This window comes from Planobispora longispora (assembly GCF_016863135.1).
GTDB lineage: Bacteria > Actinomycetota > Actinomycetes > Streptosporangiales > Streptosporangiaceae > Planobispora > Planobispora longispora.
The window spans coordinates 1-24562 of sequence record NZ_BOOH01000030.1 but is presented as its reverse complement, the minus strand read 5'-3'; the positions used below and the strand labels follow the sequence as shown (position 1 = coordinate 24562).

General features: G+C 73.0%; 20 protein-coding genes. 6 read left to right on the top strand and 14 right to left on the bottom strand.

Annotation, left to right across the window (positions count from 1 at the left end):
- Positions 1 to 10: 10 nt before the first annotated feature.
- The 12 genes from Plo01_RS19225 to Plo01_RS19170 all read right to left on the bottom strand — a co-directional run bounded on the left by Plo01_RS19225 (position 11) and on the right by Plo01_RS19170 (position 19406).
- Positions 11 to 3469, bottom strand: coding sequence for an ATP-dependent helicase (locus Plo01_RS19225; RefSeq protein ID WP_203892015.1), 3459 nt, complete (start codon positions 3467 to 3469; stop codon positions 11 to 13).
- 115 nt (positions 3470 to 3584) lie between these two features.
- Positions 3585 to 6965, bottom strand: a complete 3381-nt coding sequence (locus Plo01_RS19220) for an ATP-dependent helicase (protein WP_203892014.1) — start codon at positions 6963 to 6965, stop codon at positions 3585 to 3587.
- Positions 6966 to 7157: 192 nt separating this feature from the next.
- A complete protein-coding gene (locus tag Plo01_RS19215) occupies positions 7158 to 8798 on the bottom strand; it encodes a beta-N-acetylhexosaminidase (protein WP_203892013.1) in 1641 nt (546 codons plus the stop codon).
- A gap of 107 nt (positions 8799 to 8905) precedes the next feature.
- Entirely contained in the window at positions 8906 to 11806 is a 2901-nt protein-coding gene (locus Plo01_RS19210) for a CDP-glycerol glycerophosphotransferase family protein (protein WP_239316646.1), read from the bottom strand.
- Positions 11807 to 11889: 83 nt separating this feature from the next.
- Positions 11890 to 12207 (bottom strand): MGMT family protein, encoded by a 318-nt coding sequence (locus Plo01_RS19205; protein WP_203892012.1) that lies wholly within the window; start codon positions 12205 to 12207, stop codon positions 11890 to 11892.
- Between the two features lie 16 nt (positions 12208 to 12223).
- Positions 12224 to 12592 carry a hypothetical protein gene (locus Plo01_RS19200; protein ID WP_203892011.1) on the bottom strand — a complete coding sequence of 123 codons (369 nt, stop codon included), beginning with the start codon at positions 12590 to 12592 and terminating at the stop codon, positions 12224 to 12226.
- Positions 12593 to 12691: 99 nt separating this feature from the next.
- A complete protein-coding gene (locus Plo01_RS19195) occupies positions 12692 to 13909 on the bottom strand; it encodes a S8 family serine peptidase (RefSeq protein WP_203892010.1) in 1218 nt (405 codons plus the stop codon).
- The gene (locus tag Plo01_RS19190; protein ID WP_203892009.1) at positions 13903 to 15012 is read right to left on the bottom strand and encodes a hypothetical protein; all 1110 of its coding nucleotides are present in this window, start codon (positions 15010 to 15012) and stop codon (positions 13903 to 13905) included. Before Plo01_RS19190 ends, Plo01_RS19195 begins: the two co-directional genes overlap by 7 nt.
- A 79-nt stretch (positions 15013 to 15091) precedes the next feature.
- Positions 15092 to 16342 (bottom strand): S8 family serine peptidase, encoded by a 1251-nt coding sequence (locus tag Plo01_RS19185; protein ID WP_203892008.1) that lies wholly within the window; start codon positions 16340 to 16342, stop codon positions 15092 to 15094.
- Entirely contained in the window at positions 16336 to 17067 is a 732-nt protein-coding gene (locus Plo01_RS19180) for a hypothetical protein (protein ID WP_239316644.1), read from the bottom strand. Before Plo01_RS19180 ends, Plo01_RS19185 begins: the two co-directional genes overlap by 7 nt.
- Before the next feature lie 172 nt (positions 17068 to 17239).
- Positions 17240 to 18421, bottom strand: a complete 1182-nt coding sequence (gene moeZ, locus Plo01_RS19175; protein ID WP_203892007.1) for an adenylyltransferase/sulfurtransferase MoeZ — start codon at positions 18419 to 18421, stop codon at positions 17240 to 17242.
- A 73-nt stretch (positions 18422 to 18494) separates the two neighbouring features.
- Entirely contained in the window at positions 18495 to 19406 is a 912-nt protein-coding gene (locus Plo01_RS19170) for an alpha/beta fold hydrolase (RefSeq protein WP_203892006.1), read from the bottom strand.
- Positions 19407 to 19564: 158 nt separating this feature from the next.
- Here Plo01_RS19170 and Plo01_RS19165 point away from each other — a divergent pair, with 158 nt between their 5' ends.
- The 3 genes from Plo01_RS19165 to Plo01_RS19155 all read left to right on the top strand — a co-directional run bounded on the left by Plo01_RS19165 (position 19565) and on the right by Plo01_RS19155 (position 20992).
- Positions 19565 to 19909 (top strand): hypothetical protein, encoded by a 345-nt coding sequence (locus tag Plo01_RS19165; protein WP_203892005.1) that lies wholly within the window; start codon positions 19565 to 19567, stop codon positions 19907 to 19909.
- Between the two features lie 201 nt (positions 19910 to 20110).
- Positions 20111 to 20434, top strand: a complete 324-nt coding sequence (locus Plo01_RS19160; protein WP_203892004.1) for a hypothetical protein — start codon at positions 20111 to 20113, stop codon at positions 20432 to 20434.
- A 204-nt stretch (positions 20435 to 20638) separates the two neighbouring features.
- The gene (locus Plo01_RS19155; protein WP_203892003.1) at positions 20639 to 20992 is read left to right on the top strand and encodes an SH3 domain-containing protein; all 354 of its coding nucleotides are present in this window, start codon (positions 20639 to 20641) and stop codon (positions 20990 to 20992) included.
- A gap of 179 nt (positions 20993 to 21171) precedes the next feature.
- Here the strand turns inward: Plo01_RS19155 and ku are convergent, their stop codons facing one another.
- Positions 21172 to 21993, bottom strand: a complete 822-nt coding sequence (ku, locus tag Plo01_RS19150; RefSeq protein WP_203892002.1) for a non-homologous end joining protein Ku — start codon at positions 21991 to 21993, stop codon at positions 21172 to 21174.
- Between the two features lie 212 nt (positions 21994 to 22205).
- Here ku and Plo01_RS19145 point away from each other — a divergent pair, with 212 nt between their 5' ends.
- The 3 genes from Plo01_RS19145 (at position 22206) to Plo01_RS19135 (ending at position 23490) form a co-directional block, all read left to right on the top strand.
- Positions 22206 to 22439, top strand: coding sequence for a hypothetical protein (locus Plo01_RS19145; RefSeq protein WP_239316642.1), 234 nt, complete (start codon positions 22206 to 22208; stop codon positions 22437 to 22439).
- 78 nt (positions 22440 to 22517) lie between these two features.
- On the top strand, positions 22518 to 23138 hold the full coding sequence (locus Plo01_RS19140; protein ID WP_084780696.1) for a TetR/AcrR family transcriptional regulator: 621 nt from the start codon (positions 22518 to 22520) through the stop codon (positions 23136 to 23138).
- Between the two features lie 121 nt (positions 23139 to 23259).
- Entirely contained in the window at positions 23260 to 23490 is a 231-nt protein-coding gene (locus tag Plo01_RS19135) for a DUF3107 domain-containing protein (protein WP_203892001.1), read from the top strand.
- A 332-nt stretch (positions 23491 to 23822) separates the two neighbouring features.
- On the opposite strand, the gene Plo01_RS19130 is transcribed toward Plo01_RS19135, so the two are convergent.
- Positions 23823 to 24473: a ferritin-like fold-containing protein gene (locus tag Plo01_RS19130; protein ID WP_203892000.1), complete on the bottom strand. Its 651-nt coding sequence runs from the start codon at positions 24471 to 24473 to the stop codon at positions 23823 to 23825.
- Positions 24474 to 24562: the final 89 nt, after the last annotated feature.

Below are 24562 nucleotides of genomic sequence, written 5' to 3'. Positions count from 1 at the left end.
CTGAACCCGTTCACCTGATCTCCGGGACCGACTCGATGAGCGCGACCAGGCCGCGCTCGTCGAGGAGGTCCACCGGGCGGACCGTCTCGTTGAAGCGCACGTAGTGGAAGGCCGCGCTCACCCGCTCCAGGGGGACCCCCGCCAGGTGCGACCAGGCCAGCCGGTAGGCGGCGAGCTGGACGGAGGCGGCGGCCCGGGTGGTGGGCATGAGGCGGCGGCCCGTCTTCCAGTCGACGACCTCGTAGCCGCCGTCCGGGGTCTGGAAGACGGCGTCCATCCGGCCGCGGACCACCCGATCGGCGATCATCGTCTCGAACGGGACCTCGACGTCGAGGGGCTCCCGGCTCGCCCACTCGCTCTCCTCGAACATCTCCCGGAGCTCGGCCAGCTGGGACTCGGCCTCCTCGACCTCGTCCCCCGCGCCGGGCAGCTCGAACTCGTCGATGAGGCGCTGCTGGCCCCACCGGTTCTCCAGCCACTCGTGGAAGGAGGTGCCGCGGCGGGCCAGAGGTGCGGGCTTCTTCGGGACGGGCCTGCGGATCTGCCGGGCCAGGGCCTTGGGGTCGGCGGCGAGGGTGACGAGAGACGAGACGGTGAGGTGCGTGGGCAGCTCGACCGGGCCACCCCTGCCCCGGCGGCTGTTGCGCTCCCGCTCGCGCAGGAGCAGCTCGGTGTCCCGCAGCCACGCCTTCGCCCGTTCCCTGTCCCAGCCGCGCAGCTCCGCCAGGCGCGGGTCGTCCCCGCTCGCGGGCTCCGCGACCTCCACGAGCTTCGCGGGCTCCGCGACCTTCGCGGACTCCACGGCCTTCGCGGACTCCACGGCCTTCGCGGACTCCACGGGTGCGGAGCCCTCGCGGCCCGTACGGGGAGCCGGCGCGGCGGGCGCGTCCGGGTGAGGGGCGGCAGGGGATTCGGCGAGGGCGCGGAGGGCGGCCTCGACGAGGAAGGCGCCGTCGACGGTGGCCTCGTAGCGGACGCCCTCGGGAGTGACGGGCCAGACGGTCTCGGCGGGTTCTGCCAGGAGGGGGTTGGTGGCGTCCTCGGCGGCGGGGGGCGCCCAGGTGGCCACCCGGCCGCAGGTCTCGCGGATCTCCACCAGGAACTCCGACGGGTCCAGGGGCTTGGCGGCGCTCCCCCAGCGGTAGCCCGAGGCGATCAGCAGGTAGTGGGCGCGGGTGACCGCGACGTAGGCCAGCCGCCGTTCCTCCATCAGGTCGCGGTCGCGGCAGCGCTCGTCGAACTCGGCCAGTTCCTCCTTGGCCAGTCCCGTCAGCGGGGGCAGGTCGGAGGCGTCGCCGCGCAGCGGGTAGGGCAGCTTGCGCGGGTTCTCCGTCCACCTGGGGCTCATCATCGGACGGGCGGGGAAGATCGTGCCGACGGTCGGCGAGCCGGACTTCGACAGCGCCTGCGACATCCCGGGAACGATCACGACCGGCCACTCCAGGCCCTTGGACGCGTGGACGGTCATCAGCTTCACGCTGTTGCTCTCGCCCACCCTCCCGGCGTCCAGGCCGTTCTCCTCCTCGTCGGCCGCCTTGAGATAGGCCAGGAACGCGCCCAGCGTCGGGTCCTCGGAGTCGCCCGCGAACCGGGAGGCGGCGTCGACGAAGGCGTCCAGATCGGCCCGGGCGGCGAACGGGCCCGCGGCCGAGCCCCGGGCCGCCACCTCGACGTCCAGGCCGAGGCGGCGCTCGACCTCGGCGATCAGGTCGGGGAGCGGCTGCCCGGCGCGGGCGCGCAGGGCCCGCAGCTCCTGGGCCATGGCCACCAGCCGGACCCGCGCCAGCGGCGAGAACAGGTCCTGCCACTCGGGCCGGTCGGGCAGCTCGTCCAGCGCGTCGACCAGGCTGCCGCGCTCCCCGGCCAGGTCCGCGACGACCTGGTCCAGCGGGTCGGCCACCGGGGAGGCGTCCTCGCGGTTCTCCCGGTTCAGCTCGCGGGCCCGCTCGCCCAGCTCCTTCAGGTCCGCCGGGCCGATCCGCCAGCGGGGACCGGACAGGAGCCGGACCAGGGCGTCCCCGGCCGTCGGGTCGTAGAGCACGCGCAGCGTGGCCACCACGTCGGCGACCTCGGGGACGATGAGCAGGCCGCCCAGGCCGACCACCTCGACGGGGACGCCGCGCTCCTCCAGGGCCCTGCGCAGCGCCGGGAACTGCGAGCGTTTGCGCGCGAGGATCGCCACATCGTGCGGTTGCAGGCACTGCGGACCGCCCCACACGCTCTGCTTGGCCTTCTTGCGCTCTCCCTCGCCCCACGGCAGGCCGTCCGGGGCGGTGTCGCTCCCGAGCAGCCCGCACACCTGGTCGGCGACCCACTTCGCCTCGTCCTCGGCCGTCTCGTGGAAGGCGCACATCACCCGGCCGCGCTCGACCCGGTTGCCGCCGGGCACCAGCACCGGCACCTCCCTGGCCTCGATGCGCAAGGGGAGCTGCACGCGGGCGGCCACGTCGAGGACGGCGTCGCCGTTGCGGAAGCTGACCGAGAGCTGGCGGACCGGGGCGAGCTCCCCGGAGGCCGTCCTGAAGTCGCGGGGGAAACGGGTGAGGTTCCCGGCCGACGCCCCGCGCCAGCCGTAGATGGACTGGCAGGGGTCGCCGACGGCGGTCACCGGGTGGCCGCCGCCGAACAACGAGCGGAGCAGGACGAGCTGGGCGTGGCTGGTGTCCTGGTACTCGTCCAGGAGCACGACGGCGAACCGGTCCCGCTCGATCCGGCCGACCTCGGAATGTTTGGCCGCGATCCGGGCGGCCAGCGCCATCTGGTCGCCGTGGTCGACGACCTCGCGCCTGCGCTTGAGCCGGTTGTACGCCTCCACCATCGGGAGCAGCTGCTCCCTGGCCCGCTGGACGGCCAGGGGCCTGCGCTGGGCCACGATGGGCGAGCCGGGCAACGCCTCGTAGCGCGCGGTGAGCCAGGCCCCCACCTCCCGCACGTCCGCCGGGTCGCGCATGTGCTCGGCCAGTTCCCCGGCCAGCTCCAGCACCGCGCGGGTGACCGTGGCCGGGCCCCACTCGATCTGCTCCATCGGGCCGTCGTAGGCGCTGACCACGTGCCCGGCGAGCTGCCAGGCGACGGCGGGGGTGATCAGGCGCATGGTGGGTTCCAGCGCCTCGCGCAGGGCGTGCTCGGTCACCAGCCGGGAGGCGTAGGCGTGGTAGGTCGAGATGGTCGGCTCACCCGCGAGCATGTCCGCGGGCACGTCCCGGCCGATGGCCGCCAGGCGCTCGCGCACCCGGTGCGACAGCTCGCTCGCGGCCTTGCGGGTGAAGGTCAGGCCGAGCACCTGCTCGGGCCGGACCAGGCCGTTGGCGACCAGCCAGACGACCCGCCCGGCCATGGTCTCGCTCTTGCCCGACCCCGCGCCGGCCACCACGACCATCGGTTCGAGCCCGGCCTCGATCACCGCGGCCTGTTCGGGAGTCGGGGGAAGGATGCCCAGCTTGGCCGCGAGCTGGATCGGACTCAGCAAACTCGGCCTCCATCGGTGCGACGCGGGGCGGTGGCGCGATCCGTCACGGCGACGGCGACGGCAGCGGTGGCGGAAGAGCCCGGCGGGACGGCCGTACGGCCCGGCGGAGTACGGCTCAGCACACCTGGCCCCCGCTCTCGTTGACCGGGCAGCTCGCCCGGGCGGCGCAGGTGCGGCAGCCGTCGTTGACCTTGGCGTTGAAGAAGGGCAGGGACATGCCCCGCGCCACGGTGTCCACCATGTCGTGGGCCCAGCCGGGGTCGGCGTCATCCGCCAGGGGCTGCTGGATCTGCTCCTTGGGGTCCTTCCCGGCGGCCTTGCCGACCTGGACCAGGGCGGCCCCGCCGGGCTCGGTCATGCCGTGCCGCTGGAAGGCGCCCAGCAGGGCGGCGAGCTGGTAGACGCCGAGCTGCGGGTGGCGTTCGAGATCGGTGTCGGAGGGCTTGCTGCCGCCGGTCTTGATGTCGATGATCACCGCGCGGCCCTGCTCGTCGCGCTCCACCCGGTCCACCCGGCCCTTGATCTGCACGCCCTCGGAGACCATCGCGATGAAGGACTCCTCGGTGGCGACCAGCTCCCGCGGGTTCTCCCGGTGCCAGCGGACGAACTTGGAGATCATCTGCTCGGCGACCCGGCGCTGCTTGCGGTTGTACCAGACGCCGCCGAAGTCCAGCTCGGACCAGACCTCGTCCAGACGCTTGGCGAGGGTCTCCTCGGTGGGCATGCCGTCGGCGGCGAGCACCGCCAGCGCGTGGACGACCGTGCCCAGGCCGCGGGCCACGTCGGTGCCGCCCGCGCCCACGGAGGTCTCCAGCAGCCAGCGCAGGCCGCACTTGGTGAAGCTCTCCACCGCCGAGGGGGAGATGCGCACGACGTCGTCGGGCCAGCCGAGCGGGCGGTCGTCGGAGATCGGGGTGAGCGCGTACCACTCGTCGGGATGGGCGCCCTGCACCCCGGCCGTGGCCAGCCTGGCCAGGTGCTCGGCGGCGGCCCTGCGCAGGGGCTCCGGCCGGGTCGAGTCGCACACCGCCGCGCGCAGGTCGGCCACCAGCGCGGACATGTTCAGCCAGCGGGACCGCTCGTCGACGACCGCCGCCTCCTCACCCGTGCCGGGCACCAGCTCGCCGAGGAACCGCGACGGCCGCTCCTCGACGTCGTCCCCGCCCACGGCGGTGACCACGAGCCTGCTGCGGGCCCTGGTCGCGGCCACGTAGAACAGGCGGCGCTCCTCGGCGAGCAGCTGGGAGGCGATCGCGGCTCTGACCTCGGCCGGGTTCTCGTTCTCCGACCCCTCCGCGCGGGCGGACATGTCGTCGGTGCTCAGGATCGACCCGCGCGGCCGCAGGTCGGGCCAGGAGCCCTCCTGGACCCCGGCGACGACCACGAGGTCCCACTCCAGGCCCTTGGCCCGGTGGGCGGTCATGACCCGCACCGAGTCGCCCTCGGGCGCCCGCGCGGCGAGGGAGTCCTCGGGGATCTCCTGGGAGATCAGGTCCTGCACGAACACGTCCACGCCCGCGTGGGGCAGCCGGTCGACGAACTTGGCCGCGCGGTCGAACAGCATCATGACCGCGTCCAGGTCGCGGTCGGCCTGCCGGCCCCGGTGCCCGCCCGCGACGCTCGTCTCGCTCCACTTGTCGGCCAGACCGGTGATCTGCCAGACGGCCCAGAGCACGTCCTCCGCCGTGCCGCCCTGCCGTACGGCCTCGGTGGCGGCGGCGATGAGCCGGGCCAGCCGCTCGGCGGGCAGCGCGACGTGCGGCTCCACCATGACCAGCTCACGCGCGTCCTTGAGGGCCGCGACGAGGAGCTCCCCGGAGGACCTCGGCCTCCCGGCGCCCGAGGCCCGGCCCGCAGGGGTCTCCGGTCCCGCGGCGGACTCCTCGGGCTCCGCGGACTCCGCGAGCTCCGCCGAATCTCCGGACTCCGGGGATTCCCCGAGCTCCGCGAGCTCCCCGGACGCCTCGGCCTCCCCGGACTTCTCGGGCTTCCCGGACTCTCCGAGCTTCGCGGACTCCGCGGCGTCTCCGCGCTCCTCGGACTCCCCGGGCTCCCCTCGCTCCGCGAGCTCGGCGGATTCCGGGAGGTCGGCGGGCTCCACCGGGAGCGCCATGGCCTCGTGCTCGGCGATGCGCAGGGCACGGCGCAACCGGCGCACGCCGATCATGTCGGTGCCGCCGAGCGCGCCGGTCAGCAGCTCCTCGGCCAGTCCTTCGTCCAGGGTCTCGGGGTGGAGGGCGACCTGGATGAGCTGGATCAGCGGCCGCACGCCCGGCTCCTGGAACAGCGGCACCTCGCCGCCGCCCACCACGACCGGCACGCCCGCCGCGACCAGCGCCCGGCGCAGCAGCGGCACCTGCCGGGTCGCCGACCGGACCAGCACGGCCATCCGCGACCAGGCCACCCCGTCGAGCAGGTTGGCGCGGCGCAGGGTGTCGGCGACGATCGCCGCCTCCTGGGTGGGGCTGTCGGCCACCACCACCCGGACGTCTCCGGGCTCCGCGTCCGGGAGCGCCGTCAGGTCACGGTGACCGGCGCCGCCGGGGATGGCGGGCAGGCGGGCGGTGACGCGGCGGGTGGCCGTCAGGAGGCCGGGGCCGCTGCGGCGGCAGACGCGCAGCGCGAGGACCGGCGCCCGCTCGCCGTCGGCGCGGCGGAACCGGTCGGGGAAGTCCATGATCCCGTGGACGTCGGCGCCGCGGAACCCGTAGATCGACTGATCGGGGTCGCCGACCGCGATCAGGTCGCGGCCCTCCCCCGCGAGCCGCTGCAGCAGGGCCTCCTGGGCGGGGTCGGTGTCCTGGTACTCGTCCACGAGGACGACGTCGTAGGCGGAGCGCTCGCGGAGCCGTACCTCCGGGTCGGCGAGCCTGGCCGCGGCTTCGCGGATCAGCTCCGAGTAGTCGAGCACCGGCTCGGGGTCCAGGTCGAACCGTTCCAGGTAGCGGTCCGCGAACCGGCCGGCGGCGACCCAGTCGGCACGGCCGTGGCGGCGGCCCAGCTCGACCAGGCCCCGCCCGTCCAGGCCGCGCTCGGCGGCGCGGGCGATGAAGTCGCGCAGCTCCTGGGCGAAGCCCCGGGTCTTGAGCGCCTCGCGCATGTCCTCCGGCCACCGGGGCGCGCCGTCCTCCAGCTCGCCGACGAGCAGGCGGCGGATCTCCAGCAGCTGCTCGGGGCCGGTGAGCAGCCGGGGCGCCTGCTCACCGGCGAGCACCGCCTCGCGGCGCAGCAGCGCGTAGGCGTAGCTGTGGAAGGTGAGGGCGAGCGGCGTCCTGGTCGTGCGGCGCAGTCTGGCGGTGATCCGGGCGCGCAGCTCGTCGGCGGCCTTGCGGCTGTAGGTGAGGACGAGCACCCGTTCGGGGTCCGTTCCCCGGCGCCGCACCCGGTCGACCACGGTCTCCACTATCGTGGTGGTCTTTCCGGTGCCCGGGCCCGCCAGAACCAGCAGGGGGCCGCTCTCATGGGCCACGACCGCCCGCTGATGCTCGTCGAGCACGGGGGCAACGGCTCTCCCCGTGTCCCCGCGACGCACCAATCGCCAGCCCTGACCACTCACAGCTCGCAATTCCACCAGATGTCGGGCAATGATCGTGCCGAGTCCGCCCGCCCGGCATCGTGCGGACGGGCCCGGTCCGGGGGATCAGCCCTCGTCGGACCGTGATTCAGGTCACCGTCGAGAACCGGCGGATCACTCCGGCCAGGCCACCCCGGGAGATCGGTGGAAGTCGACGCCCAGCCGGGCCCAACGGGGTCCGTGCCCGGCCAGACGGGCCGCGAAGTCGCCGAACTCCCTGGCCTCCCGCGGCGTCCAGGCCACCTCGGCGATCGCGGGCAGCCGGGGGAAGGCCAGATACTCCAGGTCGTCCATCGTCTCGGCGGTCTCGGTCCACAGCGGGGCCTCCACGCCGAGCACCTGGCCGTCCCCCGCGCCGGGGATCGTCGTCGCGGGGTCCCAGTCGTAGGCGTCCTCGAGCTCGATGAGCCCCGCCCACCTCAGGCCCAGGCGGGTCCCGTCGTCGTATTTCATGTCCAGGTAGGTCCGGGAGGCCGGGGACATGATGAGTTTCCCGCCCTGCCGTACGGCGCTCAGGGCGTCCTCGGGCGACCCCTCGGTCTGCCAGTACTGGGCGAGGGTCCCGGCGGCGAGCCGGGCTCCGCCGATCTCCTGCCAGCCGACCGCCCGCTTGCCCGCCGCCCCGACCAGTTCCACGGCCCGCCCGACGAAGCGGGCGTACTCCTCCTCCGTGAGCTTCTCCACCTCGTCCCCGCCGATGTGCAGGTAGGGGCCGGGGGTCAGGCGGGCCATCTCCCCGATCACGTCGGCCAGGAACCGGTCGACCTCGGGCTTGCCCACGCACAGCGCGCTGAACCCGACCTCTATCTCGGTGTACGGCTCCCGCCGCCTGCCGTCGCAGCTGAGCGTCCCGTCGGCGGCCAGCGCCGCGTTGACGTGGCCGGGCATGTCGATCTCCGGGACGACCTCGACGAAACGCTCCCGGGCGTAGGCGACGATCTCCCGGTAATCCCGCTCGGTGTAGGAGCCCCCGGGCCCGCCGCCGACCTCGCCGGCCCCGCCGATGCGGGTCAGCTCGGGCCGTCCCCTGACGGGCAGCCGCCAGCCCTGGTCGTCGCTGAGGTGCAGGTGGAGCACGTTGACCTTGTAGGCCGAGACGAGATCGACGTAGCGCTTGACCTCGTCCACCGTGAAGAAGTGCCGGGCGACGTCCAGCATCGCGCCGCGCCAGGCGAACCTCGGCCGGTCGGTGATCCGCACGCCGGGCAGGACCGCCTCCGTCTTCCCCGCCGTCCCGGCCTCTCCCGTCGCCCCGGTCTCTCCCGCCGTCCCGGCCCGGTTCGCCGCCGGGAGCAGCTGGCGGAGCGTCTGGACGCCGCGGAACAGCCCGACCGGACGGCTCGCCCTGATCCGGACTCCCTCCGCGTCCACGGTGAGCTCGTACGCCTCGTCGGCGGGGTCCACGAGGACGGCGTCGGCGGGCTCGTCCCCTCCCGGGGGCGCCGTGCCAGTGCCCGGCCCGGCGGTGATCTCCAGCCGGATCGCCCCGTTCCCGCCCCTGCGCGGCGTCCGCCCGGTCACGTCCCGTACGGCCTCCGCCAGGTGCCCGGCCGCCCTCTCGGCCTCCGGCGGAGCCGTGATCACGGCGTCCTCGCCGATCGTGAACCCGGCGCCCCGGTGGACCACCTCGACGGGGAGGGGCACCAGGCCGTGGCGCTCCCGCGGCGAGGGGGCGGGCGCGTCCTCACCGGAGCACGCCCCGGCGGCCAGGGTCACGACGGCCACGACGGGGGTGAGCAGCGCGCGCCATCTCATGCCCGAATCAGATCACGGATCCGTCCGGAGCAGGGAGAAACCGGAAAGTTTCTTTAACATTTCCGCCTTCCCGGGGCGGCGACGCCGCCCCGGGGGGCTCAGCCGTCTCAGGAGGCGAAGACGTGGTCCACCAGTCTGGCGGTGGCCTTGCCGTCGTCGCGGGGGGCGTAGGTGTGCCTGAAGCGCGCGTAGCGGTCGGCGTGGGCGGCGGCCACCTCGTCGATCGTCCGGAGCGCCTCGATCACCTCGGCGCTGCCGGACAGCAGCGGGCCGGGGGCCTCCGCGGCCAGGTCGAGGTAGAGACCGCGCTTGGCCGAGTAGCGCTGCAGGTCGTGGGTGAAGAACACCATCGGCCGGCCGGTCGCGGCGAAGTCGAACATGACCGACGAGTAGTCCGTGATCAGCACGTCCGCGACCAGCAGCAGATCCGTTATATCCGGATAGGTCGTGACGTCGATCCCGAGCCCCGCGGGGACGTTCGGCGTCGCCTGCATCGAGTGGCCCCTGACCAGGAACGTGTAGCCGGGACCGAGCACCCGCCGCGCCTCGGCCAGGTTCAGCTTGACCGAGGCGTTCTTGCGGTCGTAGTCGCGGAACGTCGGCGCGTAGAGCACCACCTTGGCGCCCTCCGGGACGCCGAGCCGGGCCCGCACCCGCGTCGCGAGCTCCTCCCGGTCCGGGGACGACAGCACGTCGTTGCGCGGGTAGCCGCTCTCCAGGACCTCGCCCTGGTAGCCGAACGCCTTGCGCAGGACCGGGACGGCCCACGGGCTCTGCGCGACCAGCAGGTCCCAGCCGCGCACCTCGACGGCCTGCCGGTGCCAGGCCGGCGGCTTCGGGTCGCGGGACATGTGCGGCAGGTCGTTGCCCATGCGCTTGAGCGGGCTGCCGTTCCAGGTCTGCACCACCGTCTGGTCCTCGCGCGCCCGGAACCAGGGCGGCAGGAAGGCGTTGGTCACCACGTACCGCGAGCGGGCGAGCGCCGCGTAGTGCTCCCGGCTGCCCGCGCGGACCACGGTCGGCCGGATGTCCGGGCCGAACCCGAGCTCCCGCGAACCCGGCGGCGTGAAGGCGCCGTCCTTGACGATCCAGATGTGCTCGCGGTCGTCGCCGCGCCGCACCCGCTCCTCGTAGACCGCGCGGACGTTGCCCTCGTACTGCCGCCCGTCGTAGGCGACGTAGACGGTCGCGTCGTTCAGCTCGCGGCCCCGCTCGGCCGGATAGAAGGTGCGCTGCAGGGCGTGCAGCCCGCCGGGGCCCTTCTCGTCGTCGGGCCGGACCTCGGCGGCGGCCAGCACCGGCACGTCGAACCGGGTGGAGATCAGCCGGTATTCACGGCCGCCGACGACCCTCGGGTTCTCGTCGAGCGCGTCCAGGGCCGCGTGGTCCATCCGCATCGGGATGATCTCACCGGACTCCTCACGGACCGCCATGCTCCAGTTCCCGCTGCTCAGCGGGACGGTCTCGGCGAAGCGCGGCATCGCGGCGGGCGTGATCCGCGTCGTGAAGCGGGAGCCGTCGCGCTCCAGCTCCGCGGCGTACATCAGCCCGCTGCGGTGGCGGATCGTCAGCTGGGCCCGTCCCGAGCCGGGGTAGGAGCCCCCGAGGGTGAGCGAGCCGTCCTCGCCCCAGGTCACCGACGAGATGACCGGGCGGACCCGGTGCGCGGCGATGATCACCCGGTCCCGCCGGTCGCCCAGCACCGTGATCTCCCGATCGCCGATGACGGAGCGGCTCTCCTTCGCCGCGCCCAGCATCACCGGGGCCGCGGGGTCGCCCTTGGGCTCGATCCAGAGCCTGCCGCCGTCGCGCTCGGACAGCAGCGACGGAACGGCCAGCGGGACCACGACCCGCGTGCCGCCCTCGACCGGGGTGAAGTCGGCCGCGATGCGGTGGCCGTCGAGCCGCGCGTGTCCCCTGCCGACCTTCTTGTCCGGCAGGAAGACCGTCAGCTCCAGCCGCTCGCCGTCCAGCCGCACGTCGGTCAGCTCGGCCCGGGTGGGCTGCAGCACGACCTGCAGGGCGCGGTCGGAGGTCCAGACGGGCCGGATCCACCAGCGGGGACGGACCTCCAGGCCCGACGGACGCTCGGTCCTGCCGCTGATCGGGCCGCGGAGCAGGCCGACCGCGCGGGCGCCCCGGCTCCAGATCACGATCTCCGCGCGCCAGGTGGTGGTGTCCCGTACGGTGCCCCGGCGGCGCAGCAGCCGCTTGCCGCCGCGGGCGACCGCCCGCACCGCGGCGCGCCAGCGCAGCGCCCACGGGGAGAGCTCGGCGGTGAATCCGGACCAGTCGTAGTTGCAGCCCGCCTCGCGGGCGCCGTGGGTGGCCTCCGGGTGGTGGATCCGGCGGGTGCGCAGGCGCACCGGGGGCAGCCAGCGCGGGCCGCGCAGCACGACGGTGGCCCGGTTGAAGCGGCGGCTGCGGACCGACAGGCCCGCCAGGTAGGCGTGCCCGGTGATCCGGAGCCGGTCGCCGGACCAGGAGACGTCCTCGACCTGCGTCACCGGGATGAGGTCGGCGGCGCGCAGCCGGTAGAGCGACTCGGGGAGCTCGTCGCGGAGCGGCAGGTCGGCATACCAGCGCATGCTCTTCCTGACCCGGCGGGACGGCTCCGCGGCGGCGGTGACGATCTTGCTCAGGGCGTCGCCCTCGGCCAGCTCGTCCACGCCGCGCCGGTCGATCAGGTGGAAGGCCAGCCGCCGGGCCACCGGCAGGTCGAGCTTGACCTGGGGGTCCACGCTCGCGAGATAGGGTTTGACGGCGGTGACGAACTCGCGGCGGCGAGCCGCCCCGCGCTTGACCGCGATGTCGAGCCGGGAGCCGAGCGGTCCGGCGAGCACGTCGGCGTCGAACCGCTTCCGCTCCGCCGGAGTCAGGCCCTCCGCGAGCACCGAGGCCATGACCGAATCGAGTGGCTCCCCCCGGTCGCAGAGATCCTGTACGGCCCGCAGCCGCTCGGCGAGGCGATCGCCGCTCGTACGCACGGGTGAGGCGCCGGTGGCCATGGGGAAGGCACCGCCTTTCAGGACAAGACTGCGTCTCCGTCCCACGCCATGTTAGTGGCCCGGGAGAGCCGGTTACGCGCTCTTTAGGACTGTCCGTCCCATCGCGCGACGCGCATGTCCGCCCGGGCTCCCCGCAGCGGGGTCCCCTCCTGCCGCCAGTGGGTGAGACAGCGCTGCTCATGGCCGGGCGGCGGGGTGCCGTCGGCGTGCACGACGCGCCACCAGGGGACGCCTCCGCCCCAGAGCGACATGACCCTGCCGACCTGACGGGGGCCGCCCTCGCCGAGATATTCGGCGATGTCCCCGTAGGACATCACCCTGCCGGGCGGGATGCGCTCGACGAGGTCGAGGACCACCTCGGCGTACGGAGTCGGGTGGCCTTCCGGTTCCGGGCGCCCCATACGGCGGATCCGGCCGCTACGCGGTCCAGGCGGCCGGGCCGGCCGCGAGGATCTCGTCCAGTTTGCCGAACTCGTAGGCCGCCGAACCGCTGTGCTGCTCGACGACGCCGTCGCGGATCGCGTAGGACTCGCCGTCCTCACCGACCAGACGTGCCCCCAGCAGGCCGGAGACCCGCGCGAGCTGGGCCACCTGCCAGTCGGATCCGGGCGCGCCGGTCAGCGCGCCGTTCCAGACGGCGATCGCGTGGACCGCGTCTCCGTAGCGCGCGAGGACCTCGCCCTCTTCCTGCGAACCGCGGAACTCGAACCCCGCCCGCCCCAGCACGTTCGCCAGCTCCGCGAACGAGAGAGGCGCCGGGCGCTCTATCCGCAACTCGTACCCCATGAGGCGCGACCTTAGCGAACCTTCACCGCTGTCCGGACCGGGAAAGGCGAGATCGGCCGGACCGCGTCCGAACAGTGTCCAAAACGCAGTGGAAATGCGTCAAAGACGGCTTCCGGATCCGGTTTTGCGGGTGAGGACCACCACAGTCCCGGTGAACGTGAGCACGCCCACGATCAGGCCGGTGCCGTACAGCCACAGGCGGAACGGGTCGGGACCGGGCCGGTCCGGCCCCTCGGGCAGCGGCCCGCCGCCGAAACGACGGCCCTCGGCCACCGGGACCGGGGCCGCGGCGGACAGCAGCTCCCCCGCCCGGTCGAGCGCCGCCGCCGCGTCCACCACGCCGAAGCCGATGTGCTCGTCGTATCCCGCCTTGGTGGCGAACCGGGCGGTGGAGGAGAGGGCCCGCGCCACCAGATGCGGTGGGATGTCCGGATATTTCGCTTTGATGAGCGTGGCCGCCCCCGCCACGAGCGCGGTCGCCGAGCTCGTCCCGTCCGACAGGTCGTACTCCCCGCCGGGGGTCACCACCGGGACCTCCACCCCGGGCGCCGAGACCAGGACCGACAGGTTGCCGCTGCTGAAGGGGGCGGGCCTGCCCTCGCGGTCGGACGCCCCCACCCCGATCACCCCGGAGTATCCGGCGGGGAAGTTCCAGAAGGAGGTGGCGTTGGCGGTGGCGTACTCGCTCTCGCCCCCGTTGCCGGCGGCCGCGATCAGGACCACGCCCTTGGAGAGCGCGTGGGAGACGGCCTCGCGCTCGGCCCGGTTCGGGCCGTAGGCGCCCAGGGACATGCTGATCACCTGGGCCCCGTGGTCGACGGCGTAGCGGATCGCCCGGGCCACCGGGCTGTCCCTGCGCGTGCGCTGGTCGCTCTCCGGGGGAATCGCGTCGCCCTCCTCGTCCTCGGTGAACTTCAGCGGCAGCGACAGGATCCGCGCCTCGGGCGCGATCCCGAGCAGGCCGCCGTCGCCCTTCCCGGCCCCCGCGATGAGCGAGGCCATCGCGGTGCCGTGCTCGCCGGTGGCGCTCTCCCGTCCCCCCTCGGCGATCGATCCCATGCTCGGCCCGGAGACGACCTTGCCGCGCAGCTCGGCGACCCTGTCGTCCACCCCGTCGTCCACCAGGGCGACGGTGACCCCGGCGCCCTTGGTGACCTTCCACGCCTCCGGCGCGTTGAGCGCCTCCAGCACCCACCGCTGGTCCTCGCGGATGTCGGCGGCTCCGGCCGGGGCGGCCACGGCCGCGCACAGCGCCGAGATCACCGCGGCGAGCGCGACCGCCGCCCCGGCCCGTCTCCGTCCTCGCCGTCTCAGCACACGTTCCCCTGGGTGCAGCGCGGCACGGCGGGCTCGGCGCCCAGGGCGTGGGCGATGCGCCCGGCCACCGACTGGGCCGTCGGCCACAGCTCGCTGTGCGTGATCTCCTCCGGCGAGACCGCCGCGCGGGTGCGGCCGTCGGCGTATCCGGCGGTGGAGAAGACGATGTACGGTCCCACCCCGATCCAGGCGTTGCGCTGGCGCTGGGCCGCGCCGAACGACTCGCTGGCGGTCCCGGGGAAGGCGACCGGCCGCACTCCCACCCGGTTGTCCGCCCCGAGCTGCCCGACCGCGGTCCGCCGCTTCTCCACGTCCTCCATGACCGCGACGCCCACGGTGACCACGAAGGTGGACGTCTGGTCCACGTAGGTGGCCCGCAGCAGGGTGCGGCAGCCGTTCTCGGCGAGGATCGAGCCGACCACGGCGTCCGTGCCGGCCCGGCAGGGCGCCTCGGGGGCGATGCCGATCCGCTGGGCGTACTGCTGGGTCCGGGCGAGGCCGACGTACTCCAGCTCCTGGGGGAAGACCAGCGTCGTGGGCCAGGTGCGCCAGCGCCTGGCGACGTCCTGCTGGACGTAGAGGTTCTGCTCCTCGGCGGTCAGCGGGCGGGAGGCGGTCTCACGCAGCAGCCCGACCGCGCCGGAGAGCACGGCGGTCGTGGCGACGGCCAGGATGACGCCCATCAGCAGGAGGAAGATCGTGCGATACCGGACCCCCTGTTCGAGCGCGGCCGCCTCGGCGCGCTCGGCGGCCAGCCGGTCGCGCGCCGCCGCGGGCCAGGGACGGACCCGCCGCCTGGCCGCGGGCGGGCGGCCGGCTCCACCGCCCGGCGCCCCCGGACCGCTCGCCCCGGAGCCGCTCGGCGCCCCGGGGCCCGCTCTTCCCCCTCGCGGCTCCTGAGGCCCGTCCCGCCCCGGACGGCCCGGCTGCTCTGACTGCCTCGGTTGCCCCGGCTGTCCCGGCGCGAGGCGCGGATCCGCCGCGCCGCGCCTCCTGCCGCCCCGCAGGGCACGGGATCCGGCGGGCGGCCAGCCGCCGCGAGCGTGCGGCGAGGAGGACTCCAGACGCCGTTTCGGCTCCTGGGACCTCCCGGGCTGCGACATACTTCGATGCTACGTCGCCGGGCCCCGCCGCCGCAGCGCCGGACCGTGTCCGCCATGTCGCTTTCCGCTGTCCCGGCCGCTACCTCGCCGTCCGGGCCCGGACCGTGACCAGCACGACCGCCGCGAGGGAGGCCAGGGCCCCGAGTCCGGCCGCCAGAGCCACCCCCCCGTAGAAGGTGATCCTTTCGCGGTCCCGGTGGATCACCCGTACCGGCTCGCCCGCCTGACCCAGCGGGCGGGCGGGGTCGTGGACGCCGTGGCCGTCGGCGGTGTGGGTGTGACGGGCGATCTTGGCGGCCTCGGCCAGCGCCCGGCCGGCGTTGACCACGCCGAAGCCCGTGCCGGTGTCGTAGCCGCCCGCGGGCCGGCGCGTCGCCCCGGCGGTGAGCGCCTGCGCGACCAGAACGGGCGCCATTTTCGGGTATTTCGCTTTTATCAGGGCGGCCACCCCGGAGACCAGCGCGGTCGCCTGCGACGTGCCGCGACCGACCCAGTACTCGTCGCCGGGACCCGCGCCCAGGATGTCCACCCCGGGCGCGGCCACCAGGACCGAGGGGTTGGCGTTGGAGAACGACGCCCGGCGCAGCCCCCGGTCCGTCGCCGCGACCGAGACCACCCCGGGGAAGGCGGCCGGGTAGGAGTACGGGGCGTGCCCGCGCCGCCTGCCCTCCCCGTCGTTGCCCGCCGCCGCGACGAGCACCACCCCCTTGGAGACGGCGTAGCGGATCGCCGCCCGCTCCTCCCGGGTCGCCAGCTCCTTGGAGATCGACATGTTGATCACGTCGGCGCCGTGGTCCACGGCGTACCTGATGCCCCTGGCCACCACGTTCTCGAACCGCTTGGCGGTGTTGAACCTCCGGAACCCGGCCTCCTCGTCCTCCAGGATCACCCGCACCGACAACACCCGCGCGCGGGGCGCGACCCCGATCACCCCGTCCCGGCCGCCCGCGCCGTGCCCGTGCCCGGCGATGAGCGAGGCCATGTAGGTGCCGTGCAGGCGCAGGGGCGCCACGTCCGGCGGGTTGGCGCCCACGGTGAAGTCCCTGCCCTCGATCACCGACCCGGCCAGGTCGCGGTGGCGCGGATCCACCCCCGAGTCCAGCACCGCGACGGTCACGCCCTCACCCCGGGAGACCTGCCACGCCTGGGGCAGCCCCAGGGTCCGCAGCACCGCCTGCTGGCCGTCGCGCACCTCGTCGCCGTGGGCGGCCGGGACCGCCGGGGCGGAGCCCAGCACGGCCGCGCCCAGCAGCACCGGGAACATCACCCTGGCCACGGCCCGGGCCGCGCTCCCCATCCCGCCCGCGACGGCTCCGGCCCGCCTCAGCATCGCCACTCCCGCGAGGCGCAGTCGGGCGGGGCGGGGGTCGTCAGGGAGTCGAGGATCCGGTCGGCGATGTCACCGGCGAAGGCGAACATGGTGGGCCGCTGCTCCCCCGTGGCCTTCGCCGGGCGGCCGTCGACCTGGCCGACGGTCACCATCACCAGGTACGGCCCGCCCTTGCGCGCCAGGCTCGCCTGCCGGCCCGCCGCGGTGAAGCGGTCGGCGACCGTGCCGGGGAAGGACAGCGCCTTCAGCCCCGGCGCGGGACGCCCGCCCCGGGGCAGCGCGGACATCGCCTTCACGCTGCCCGGCTCGTCCGGGAACGCCGCGACGCCGACGGTGACGACCACGCCCTGGAGCGCGTCGAGATAGGTGGCGCGCAGGATCGCCCGGCAGCCCGCCCGTCGCATCGGCTCCCTCAGCCGGGCGTCCACGGCCCGGTCGCAGGCCGTCTGCGGGGAGATGCCCACCCGCCGGGCCCGCTCCATGCCGCCCTGCTCGGCGGCGTAGCGCACTGTCTCGGGGAAGACGCGCCCCGCCGGCCACGTCCGCCAGCGGCGGGCCACCTCCTCGGCGGCCGCCTGGCGCAGCTCCGCCGTACTGGGGCCGCGGGTCAGCTCGGCCCCCGCGACCCCCGCGGCGACCCCGGCCACGCCCGCGCAGGCCAGGGTGAGCACGGAGGCCGCGACCAGCCCCGGCCACACCCGGCGGCGGGCTGGCACGTCGTTCACGCCCCCGACCTTAATGCGGTGTGGTGGATGCGACCCACCGTTCTGTCGTAATCCCGTGGGATGCGGCGTCCCGGTCCCTGGGATGCGGCGTCCCGAAAACGAACGGCGCCCCGCGGAGCGGAGGGCTCCACGGGGCGCGCGTGCGGACCGGCCGTACGGGAAGACGGGCGGGTCAGTAGGTCGGCAGGCTGGGGTCGATCGTCTTGATCCAGCTCAGCACGCCGCCGCCCACGTGGACCGCGTCGGAGAAGCCGGCGTTCTTGACGATCGCCAGGCACTCGGCGGACCGGACGCCGGACTTGCAGTGCAGCACGATCTTCTTGTCCTGCGGGAGCTTCTCCAGCGCCGAGCCGTTGAGGAACTCGCCCTTGGGTATGAGCACGGCGCCGGGGATGGAGACGATCTCGTACTCGTTCGGCTCGCGGACGTCGACCACGTAGATGTTCTCGCCCGCGTCCTGCCAGGACTTGAGCTCGGTCGCGGTGATCGTGGAGCCGGACACGGCCTCGGCCGCCTCGGCGGAGACGGCGCCGCAGAACGCCTCGTAGTCCTCCAGCAGCTCGGTGACCGTCGGGTTCTTGCCGCAGAGCACGCACTCGGGGTCCTTGCGGACCTTGACCGAGCGGTAGTTCATCTCCAGGGCGTCATAGATCATCAGACGGCCGACCAGCGGCTCGCCGATGCCGGTGAGCAGCTTGATGGCCTCGTTGACCTGGATCGAGCCGATCGAGGCGCACAGCACGCCGAGCACGCCGCCCTCGGCGCAGGAGGGGACCATGCCGGGGGGCGGGGGCTCCGGGTAGAGGCAGCGGTAGCAGGGGCCGTGCTCGGCCCAGAAGACGCTGGCCTGGCCGTCGAAGCGGTAGATCGAGCCCCAGACGTACGGCTTGCCGAGCAGGACCGCCGCGTCGTTCACCATGTAGCGGGTGGCGAAGTTGTCGGTGCCGTCGACGATCAGGTCGTACCGGGCGAAGATCTCCATGACGTTCTCGGTCGTCAGGATCTCGTTGTGGGCCACCACGTCGATCAGCGGGTTGATCTCCCGGACCGAGGCCGCGGCGCTCTCGGCCTTGGGCCGGCCGACGTCGGACTGGCCGTGGATGACCTGGCGCTGCAGGTTGGACTCGTCGACGACGTCGAAGTCGATCACACCCAGGGTGCCCACGCCCGCGGCCGCGAGGTACAGCAGGGCGGGGGAGCCCAGACCGCCGGCGCCCACACAGAGCACCTTGGCGTTCTTCAGGCGCTTCTGACCGGCCATGCCGACGTCAGGAATGATCAGGTGACGCGAGTAACGGCGCACCTCGTCGACGGTCAGCTCGGCTGCCGGCTCTACCAGCGGTGGCAACGACACAGTTCTGCTCCCGTTTCAGGGGTCGTGAATGGTGCGGCTAGCGCACCACTCACAACCTAGCCGGGGGCCGCCGTCATTCCCCAATCGTGACCGGCGCCGTCTCAGATATCAGACGCCTCGCCTCGCGGGCCACCCGCTTGGGCAGCTCCATCTGCGCCACGTGCCCGGCGTCGGGCAGCAGCACCAGCCTCACGCGCGGGAACGTGCGTCCCGCCCGGGCCGCCATGCGGGGGTTGACGAGCCGGTCGCGGCGGCCGTGGATCACCAGCGTGGGCGCCTGGATCCGGGCCGCCTGCCGCCAGAGGCTGTCCTCGCCGCGCCGGAAGTACTCGGCGACGAGCCCGCGCGCCGAGTTGAGCAGCGCCGTCCCGGCGTACGGCAGGGCGTCCCGGCGGCGCAGTTCCTCCACCGCCTCCCGCAGCCGCTCCGGGTGGACCCGGGCGACGTCGGCGTAGCACAGGCTCATCGTGGCGTTGAGCCTGCGCTCGGCGGGCAGCAGGCGCAGCCGGTCGAAGGCCCACTCTCCGAGTCCGGGCACCGCCGACAGGGCCACCCGCGCCGGGCCGTACCTCGGCGTCAGGTCGGGCAGGGCCGGGGAGACCAGGGTGAGCGAGCGGACCAGCTCGGGCCGGGTGGCGGCGAGCCGCACCGCGACCGCGCCGCCCAGGGAGTTGCCGAACAGGTGGACGGGCCGGTCGGCGGCCTGCTCCACGAGCGCCGCCACGGTCCGGGCGTGGGCGTCGATGGAGTAGTCGCCGTCGGGCGGCTCCGGCGAGTGCCCCGCGCCGGGCAGGTCGACCGCGTACCCGGTCGCCACGTCCGACAGCTCGCCCATCAGGTCGGTCCAGTTGGTGGCCGAGCCCGCGAGCCCGTGGATGTAGACCGCCGTCTCCGCCGGGCCGCGCGGCGTCGAGCGCACGTGGACGCGACGGCCTGCCAGCTCGACCGACTCTCCCGGCCAGCACGGAATCGGGTTGTCCCCCACATGTCCTCCTGAGGTTCACTCTCCGTTCCGACGTTATTCCACAAGAGCGATCCCGGAGAACCTAAGCGTTCGGCATATAGGCGAGCGTCGCCCCCCATTGATCGTCGAATGGTGACATCCAGGACGGAACAGACGCTTCATCAAGAAGGAGCTCCACCATGCGACTCAAGCGCTTCGCCGCCGCGCTCGCCACGGCGGCCGTCGCCGCCGGCGGCACGGTCGTGGCGGGTGCCGTCCTGGCGAGTCCGGCCGAGGCATCCGGGAACTCCGGGCTGGGCTGCGTGTTCCTGGTCAAGCACCGGGCGCCGGTGAAGTCCAAGCCGGCCAAGAAGGGGAAGGTGATCGACCGGATCCGCAGGGGGGACCGGACCCTGGGCAGCTGCCGCGCGTACGGCCAGGACAAGAACTGGCACAGAGTCGTGGGCACTCGCGACCTCACCAAGGGCTACACCAGACAGAAGAACCTGAAGAAGCTCGGCACGACCGAGGAGTTCGGTCTTTAGCGCCGCGCGCTGCCCCATCTCGGCCCGTTCATGCCGTGAAGTCCGCCCGGACTTCACGGCATGTCCTTTTTGTCCGAAATGCAGAAAAGGGCACGTCTGTTAACTCTATGTATTTGATATATGACGGTGCGTGCTCGTTTTTGCATCACGAATCCGGACATCAAGGCCCTAGTCACCACATCGAGAGAGAAGGAGTGACTAATGATCTTTAAACGACTCGCGGGCGTCATGGTCGCAGCGGCCGTCGCGGGCGGAGGCTCGATCGCCCTCAGCGCCGCCACCGCGACCGCAGCGGAGGCGGCGACCTGCGCCTACCGGGTGCGCAACGTCCCCGCCGGCAGCGTTCTCGCCGTGCGCGACATCCCGCGGGCGTACGGCACCGTCGTCGACTCTCTCCTGCCCAGCCAGATCACGTTCGGCAAGTGCGCTCTGCAGACGAAGAACTTCCGCGCCGTGGTCGGCAGGAAGGGCGTCAACGGCTACTCCCACAAGCGTTACCTGAAGAAGCTCTCACGACTGTCCTGAGAGCACGAGCGGCCCTCGGACGGCCGGTGACACGACGCTCACACGGTGGGCCCAGCATGTCGCATCCATCAGCGAACACATGAGCCCTGGGGAAAGACGCGTCCGACAACTTCCGCCTACAAAGAATCGCATATGGCGTTTATGTAGCTATATGTCCGATTAGGCGATGAGCTAGTCCGAATCGACTGCAAGGAAGTGACTGAAATGAAGTTCCAGCGCCTCGCAAGCGCTATCGCGGCGGCGATCGTCACCGGTGGCGGTGGCCTGATCGCCCTCAGCGCCACCGCCGCGGCTCCGGCCAGCGCCGAGACCGCCTGCTTCTACAAGGTGCGCAACGTCTCGTCCGGCAGCTACCTCAACGTGCGCAGGGGCCCGGCCCTCAACGCCAACGGCCGGAGGTACAAGGTCATCGACGTTCTCTATCCCGGTCAGACGACCGTCGGGGCGTGCAGGCGCGCCACGAAGAACTGGCGGTCGGTGGTCGGCAACGCCGGCCGGCTGGGCTTCTCCCACAAGTACTACCTGAACAAGGGCAGGAAGTTCCAGTTCGAGCCCTAAAGATCACCCTGTCCATCAGGTGATCATGTGCCGTGGCGCCCGCGAGGGCCCACGGCACAAGCATGTCCGGCCCCCTCCCCCCGGACGCGGCCCCGCCCGGAACTCCGACCCGTGCGCCCCGGCCCACCCGTCTCCGGTGTGAACGCTCCAGTCAGCCCGCTCCGGCTCACCCGCTCCGGTCAGGCCGACCTGCGGGTCTTGCGCGGCTTGCGCTCGGACGTCCGCCGGTCCCGCTTGGCGGCGTCCACGCTGGCCCGCAGCACGGCCATCAGATCCGCCGACGGGCCGCCCTCCGCGACCGGGGCCGCCGGCCGTACGACCTCGTTGCCGGCCACCTTCGCCTCGATGACCTCCTGCAACGCCTCCCGGTAGGCGTCCCGGTACACGGCCGGGTCGAAGTCCTCGCTCATGCTCTCGATGAGCGAGGCGGCCATCTTCGACTCCTGCGCCCGGATCTCCACGCTCTCCTCCAGGAACTCGAACCCGGCCTCGCGGACCTCGTCCGGCCAGAGCATGGTCTCCAGCACGAGCACCCCCTCCCGGACGCGGAGAGTCGCGAGCGACTCGCGCTGCCGGAGGGCCACCTTGGCGATCGCCACCCGTCCCGAGCGCTCCAGCGCGTCGCGGAGCAGCACGTACGGCTTGATCCCCATGGGGTCGGGCGCCATGTAGTAGGACTTGTTGAACAAGATCGGATCGATCTGGTCGGCCGGGCTGAACTGGAGCACCTCGATGCGGTGCGCGGTCGTCAGCGGCAGGTCCTCGAAGTCGTCCTGGCCGAGCACCACCATCTCCCCGGTGGGCAGCTCGTAGCCCTTGGCGATGTGGGCGAAGGGGATCTCCTCCCCGCAGACCTCGCAGACCCTGCGGAACCTCACCCGGCCGCCGTCATCCCGGTGCACCTGGTGGAAGGCGACGTTGCGCTGTTCCGTCGCGGTGTAAAGCCTGATCGGGATCGTGACGAGCCCGAACGACACCGCGCCGTTCCAGATGCTCCGCATGGCGCCTCCCTGGTCTCGGCCTGCCACTGAGGTCTCCCTATTGATTTTCGCGCACATGTTCGTAAATGTCGCCTGCTGGAGACAAACACTCACCGGCGGGGCACATACCCGCCACCAGGCGTCCGATGCCCCGGCCCTGTTCGGAGGAGCGGGAGGCGACAACGTACGCTGGGTGACGTCCAGTGTTCGCGATGGGACGGAAGGACAGGCCGATGTCGGAGATGGATGTGAACGGCGACACCCTCGAAGAACTCGACGAGAGCCTGACCGACGAGCTGAGCGGGGAGATCGACCCGGAGACCCCCGAGGCAGACGCGGCCGAGCAGCACCGCGGCGTGCGCGCCGGGAGCCCCTCCTGGCCCGACCAGATCCCGTTCGACGCCGACCCCGCGGACGCCGCCGACCAGAACCGGGTGGTCGAGCTCGACGAGGACGACTATCGCTGACCTGGTTACCCGCGCGTAGGATGACCCGAGACATAGAGTGCCGGACACTCTTCAGGAGCATCCCGCAAGGAGACCGCCGTGACCGCTACCCCGGACGCCAAGCCCCGGGGCACCCGGCTACCCCGGATGGCCCGCCGCCGCCAGCTGCTCAGCGCGGCGCAGGAAGTGTTCGTGGAGAACGGCTATCACGCGGCCGCGATGGATGAGATCGCCGAGCGGGCCGGGGTGAGCAAGCCGGTGCTCTACCAGCACTTCCCCGGCAAGCAGGAGCTCTACCTGGCCCTGCTCGACCTGCACGTGGACGACATGATCGCCCGCTGCCGCGACGCCCTCGCCTCCACCACCGACAACAAGCAGCGCGTCCAGGCCGCCATCGGGGCCTTCTTCGACTTCGTCTCCGGCCAGGGCGAGGCGTTCCGGCTCGTCTTCGAGTCCGACCTGCGCAACGTCGCCCAGGTCCGCCAGCGCATCGAGCGCAACCTCCGGGAGAGCGCCGAGATGATCAGTCAGGTCATCCAGGAGGACACCGGCTGCTCCAGTGACGAGGCCCGCCTGCTCGGCGTCGGCCTGGTCGGCATGGCCGAGGTCAGCGCCCGCTACTGGATCAGCAGCACCGGCTCCATCCCCAAGGACGCCGCCACCCAGCTCATGGCCCGCCTGGCCTGGCGCGGCATCTCCGGATTCCCCCGCACGAGCTGACAGCCGCGTCCATGGCGACGCTGCGCGTCGGGACATCTGTTCGCTTGACGCGATCAACCGGCGCGCCGGATCCCCGATGGGGTGACGATGGACGGGCAGCCCTCGTCGAAAAGGGGACAATATGGAAATCAAGATCGGGGTGCGCTCCGTGCACCGCGAGCTCGTGGTGGAGTCCGACCTCACGGCCGAGCAGGTGGAGCAGGAACTCGGCAAGGCACTCTCCGCCGATCGGGGCATCTTCGCCCTCACCGACGTCAAGGGCCGCAGAGTCCTCGTCCCGATGGCCTCCCTCGGCTTCATCGAGATCGGCGAGGAGGAGGCCCGCCCGGTCGGCTTCGGCGGCACGCTCTAGCCGGCCCGTCCAGCGTCCTTCCGGCCGCGGTCCGGGACCGGTGGTCCCGGACCGGCGTCGCGGCCGGGCTCAGCCGCCCGGACACTCCTCGCGCCCGCCGAACCCGCATCCACGCGGGCGGCGGACCCGGCGGACGTCGTCCCGTCCGTGATCGGTGGCCGGGCAGTCCCTGCTGCCCCTCCGCAACACCGCGCGCGTAGCCCAGCGATTCGGCCCACATCTCGTCAAGGAACTGCCGTAGCGGCGCGAGGCCCTCATGCCTCGCACGGTACAACTCTTTTGCCTCTCCACGCCGCTCGATCAGCAGACCGGTTTCAGGAAGACGCCCGCGATCAGGGGCCCGGGGTCAGGCCCAGGGCCTCCATCCGCTTGCCGTGCGCCTCGGTCAGGCGGGTGAACATCCGGGTGATGTCCTCTCCTCCGGCGCTCACCAGCAGCCCCGCCAGCTCCGGCCGGGCGGCGGCCACATGCTGCCCCTGGCTCAGCGCCTCGCCGACCATCCGCCGGGCCCACAGCGCCAGCCGGCCGCTCAGCTTCGGGTCCTCCTTGAGGGCCGCGCCGACCCGCTCCACCGCGAACTGGGAGCGCCCCTCGTCGGCGAGCACCTCCTCGACCAGCCGCCGCGTCTCCTCGTCCACGTAGGCCGCCGCCTCGCGGTAGAAGTCGAGCGCGATCCCGGTGCCGACGTACGCCTTGACGAGGGCCTCCAGCCAGTCCCCCGGCGCGGTCTGCTCGTGCCAGTCGTCCAGCGCCCTCACGAACGGCGCCATCGCCTCCTCCGGATCCGCGCCGAGTGCGGCGAGCCGGTCGCGGAGAAGGCGGAAGTGCGCGTACTCCGCCGCCGCGAGGTCACCGAGGGCGGCCCGGTCGTTGAGCGTCGGCGCGTAACGGGCGGCGTCCTCCGCCAGCCTGAGGAACGCGGTCAGCTCGGCATAGGCGAGAACACCGAGGAGGTCGACGACACCGGAAGAGGAATCACTCATGTAGGCAGCTTACGAGCCAAGACACCCGCCAGGGAGCCACCGGTCACCAGCCCCCGAGCCGCCGTGCGCAGCACGGCCATGGACCCGCG